The 3722-nt window shown below is 71.4% G+C and carries 3 protein-coding genes and 1 rRNA gene; 3 read left to right on the top strand and 1 reads right to left on the bottom strand.

The genetic code is table 11. From position 1 onward, the window contains the following. Positions 1 to 65 precede the first annotated feature (65 nt). From rrf to ACXJKL_RS16890, 3 genes are all read left to right on the top strand, one after another. Positions 66 to 182, top strand: a 5S ribosomal RNA gene (rrf, locus tag ACXJKL_RS16900). A 185-nt stretch (positions 183 to 367) separates the two neighbouring features. After that, positions 368 to 1342, top strand: a complete 975-nt coding sequence (locus ACXJKL_RS16895) for a tetratricopeptide repeat protein (RefSeq protein ID WP_457208182.1) — start codon at positions 368 to 370, stop codon at positions 1340 to 1342. A gap of 156 nt (positions 1343 to 1498) precedes the next feature. Beyond that, a complete protein-coding gene (locus ACXJKL_RS16890) occupies positions 1499 to 2026 on the top strand; it encodes a DUF3145 domain-containing protein (protein ID WP_457208181.1) in 528 nt (175 codons plus the stop codon). A 91-nt stretch (positions 2027 to 2117) separates the two neighbouring features. On the opposite strand, the gene ACXJKL_RS16885 is transcribed toward ACXJKL_RS16890, so the two are convergent. Then, a complete protein-coding gene (locus ACXJKL_RS16885; RefSeq protein ID WP_457208180.1) occupies positions 2118 to 3548 on the bottom strand; it encodes an acyl-CoA carboxylase subunit beta in 1431 nt (476 codons plus the stop codon). Between the last annotated feature and the right edge of the window lie 174 nt (positions 3549 to 3722).

The following is a 3722-nucleotide window of genomic DNA, read 5'->3' as shown; positions in this document are numbered from 1 at the left end:
CGTATCACCAAGAGCTTGGAACACCCCCACCACACTGTGGTCGGGTGTGTGTGTTCCGCCAGAGTTACGGCGGCCATAGCGAAAGGGAAACACCCGGTCCCATACCGAACCCGGAAGTTAAGCCTTTCAGCGCCGATGGTACTGCAACCGAGAGGCTGTGGGAGAGTAGGACGCCGCCGGACATACATTGGGAGAGGGGCCGCCACCAGGCGGCCCCTCTTTCCCATTTCCCCACCTGTGCTCACCCGTGGTGCAGGCAGTAGCGTGGGGAAGGGTCGCCGAGGGCGACCATCAGCACGTAGCAGCACGCACGTCAGTGCGACCCACATCAGCACAGCGAGTTATCACCCCCGGAAGGACCATTGACGTGGCCGAGGATCGTCGTAGCCAGCGCCCCACCCGCAGTGGAGGCAAGCCGCCCGCGCGGGGAGGTTCCTCAGGCGGCTCGACCGGTCGCGGGGGCAAGGGATACTCCGGCGGTGAGTCGTCGAGCCGTGGGGGCCGGCCCGCTGCCGGCGGTCGCCCGGCGCAGTCACGACAGGGTGACTCGCGATCCGGTGACTCTCGCTCGAGCGACTCACGCGGCAGCGGCGACCGCAAGCCGCGCCAGAGTGACTGGAAGCGTCCTCGCGAGGAGCAGGGGCCGCGCACGGTCGCCCAGGCCGAGTACGACGGTCCGCCGCTGCCCGAGGAGATCACCGGCAAGGAGCTCGACCGCGCGATCGCGGCACAGCTCAAGGGTCTGCCCGAGAAGCTGGCGGCCCGGGTCGCCCGGCACCTGGCCGCGGCCGGGAGCCTGATCGACACCGACCCGGAGACGGCGTACCAGCACACGCTCGCGGCGCGTGCCCGCGCGTCCCGGATCGCCATCGTCCGCGAGGCGGTGGGGGAGTCGGCGTACGCCGCCGGCCACTACGCGGAGGCGCTCTCCGAGCTCCGCGCCGCCAAGCGGATGAACGGTGCGACGGACTACCTGCCCATCATGGCCGACTGCCATCGCGCCCTGGGCCAGCCCGAGCAGGCCCTCAAGCTCGCCAAGAGCCCCTCGGTGGCGAACTTCTCGTCGGACGCCAAGGCCGAGATGACCCTGGTCGAGGCGGGTGCCCGACGTGACATGGGACAGCTCGACGCCGCGCTGCGCACCCTCGAGCTGGCGCCGCTCCAGTCCAAGAGTCGCGAGTCCTGGGTCGTGCGTCTGCGCTACGCCTACGCCGACACCCTCGAGGCGGCCGGTCGCGAGTCCGACGCCCTCGCGTGGTTCCACCGCACGCACGCGGTCGACAGCAACGAGATCACCGACTCGGCGGCGCGAGCAGAGCTGCTCGAGAAGCGGATGGACTGACCTTCAGGTCGGACACGGGGCGTCTCGCTGGCATTCGCCCGCAACTTGCGTCACACTGGAGCCACTAATCACATACGTGTCACTCGACTGACTGAGAACCGCTGTGCAGACCGCTGGGGAAGGCGCACCTGGGCGCCGGTTTTCAAGGAGGTCACGGTGACCACACGCACGCACGCCCGCCCGGACGGACCCGGGACGCGGGGCATTCTCTACGTGCACTCAGCTCCCTCTGCCCTGGCCCCCCACATCGAGTGGGCGGTGGGTGGAGTCCTCGGCGTTGCCGTGAGCCTGGACTGGATCCCGCAGCCCGCCCAGCCCGGCACCTATCGCGCCGAGCTCTCGTGGAGCGGCGCGGCCGGCTCTGCGGCAGCCGTGGCCTCGGCGCTGCGGGGGTGGAACCACCTGCGCTTCGAGATCACCGAGGAGCCCACGCCCTCGAGCGAGGGGACGCGCTTCTCGTTCACGCCGGAGCTGGGCGTCTACCACGCCGTCACCGGCCTCCACGGCGACATCATGATCCCCGAGGACCGGCTCAAGGCGGCCGTCGTCAAGGCGGCGCTCGGGGAGACGACGTTGCTCAACGAGATCGACAAGCTGCTCGGCAAGCCGTGGGACGACGAGCTGGAGACCTTCCGCCACGCCGGTGACGGCGCCCCCGTCCGCTGGCTGCACCAGGTGGTCTGACCCTCGACGTGGCGAGAGTGGTCGGCCGCATGGGGGCCGACCACTCTCGCCGTACGACGGGTCGTGCTGCGGTCCCCGGGTGGAGCGTCCGCTAGAGGGGAATGTTGCCGTGGTGCCCGCGGTGCACGCCCGAGGTGTCGATCTCGTGGCGGAAGGCGGCGGCGATCGCACTCCGGGTGCGAGCGGGCTCCACCACCTCGTCGACCACCCCGATCTCGACGGCCTTGTCGACGCCGCCGGCGATGCGCTCGTGCTCGGCGGCCAGCTCGGCCTCCACCTGCGGGCGGATCTCGGGGGAGACCTCCGCCAGCTTGCGGCGGTGCAGGATCCGGATGGCGGCGACCGCGCCCATGACGGCCACCTCGGCACCCGGCCAGGCCAGGACCCGGGTCGCGCCCAGGGAGCGGGCGTTCATGGCGATGTAGGCGCCGCCGTACGTCTTGCGGGTCACCAGGGTCACCCGGGGCACGACGCACTCGCCGAACGCGTGCAGGAGCTTGGCGCCGCGGCGTACGACGCCGTCCCACTCCTGGCCGACACCGGGCAGGTAGCCGGGGACGTCCACGAGCACGATCAGCGGCACCCCGAACGCGTCGCACATGCGCACGAAGCGGGATGCCTTCTCCGCGGACAGCGAGTCCAGGCAGCCGCCGAGACGCAAGGGGTTGTTGGCGACGACGCCGACCGTGCGGCCACCGAAGCGACCCAGCGCCGTGACGATGTTGGGGGCCCAGCGGGCGTGCAGCTCCTGCATGGTGCCGTCGTCGAGGACGGCCTCGACGAGCGGGTGCACGTCGTAGGCGCGCTTCTTGGACTCGGGCAGGATCGCCTCGAGGTCCCGGTCCTCCACCGCGTCGACGTCGAGGCCGCCCTGGGCGCCGAGCAGGGTGGCGACGGTGCGGGCGCGCTCCAGTGCCTCCTGCTCCGACTCGGTGAGGATGTGCACGACCCCGGAGCGGCGGCCGTGCGGCTCGGGGCCGCCGAGGCGCAGCATGTCGACGTCCTCGCCGGTGACCGAGCGGACCACGTCGGGTCCGGTCACGAAGATGCGCCCCTCGGGCCCGAGGATGACCACGTCGGTGAGGGCCGGACCGTACGCCGCGCCCCCGGCCGCGGGGCCGAGGACGACGGAGATCTGGGGGATCGTCCCGGAGGCCTGGGTCATCACCTGGAAGATGCGGCCCACGGCGTGCAGGGAGAGCACGCCCTCGGCGAGCCGGGCGCCGCCCGAGTGCCACAGGCCGATGATCGGCACGCCGTCGGTGATGGCACGGTGGTAGGCGTCGACGACGACGCGGCAGCCCACGTCACCCATCGCGCCACCCATGACGGTGGCGTCGCTGCAGAAGGCGACCACGGCGGTGTCGTTGACCCGCCCGGTGGCCGCGAGCATGCCCGAGTCGTCGTCGGCGGTGAGCAGCTCGAGGGTGCCCTCGTCGAAGAGGGCGGTGAGCCGGTGGACCGGGTGGCGCGGGTCCTCCTCGCGCGGCAGCTTGGCGGGCTTCGCCGCGGTCGCGGTCATCACGCGCTCCCGAAGGCCACGGCCACGTTGGCGCCGCCGAAGCCGAAGGAGTTGTTGAGGGCGACGATGTCGCCGTCGGGGAGCGACCGGGCCTCGGTGGGGATGTCGAGGTCGACCTCGGGGTCCTTGTTGTCGAGGTTGATGGTCGGTGGGCTCGTGCGGTCGTGCAGGGCC

This window comes from Nocardioides sp. P5_C9_2, assembly GCF_054049555.1.
The sequence above is the reverse complement of the archived record's forward strand: the minus strand, read 5'-3'. Positions and strand labels throughout refer to the sequence as shown.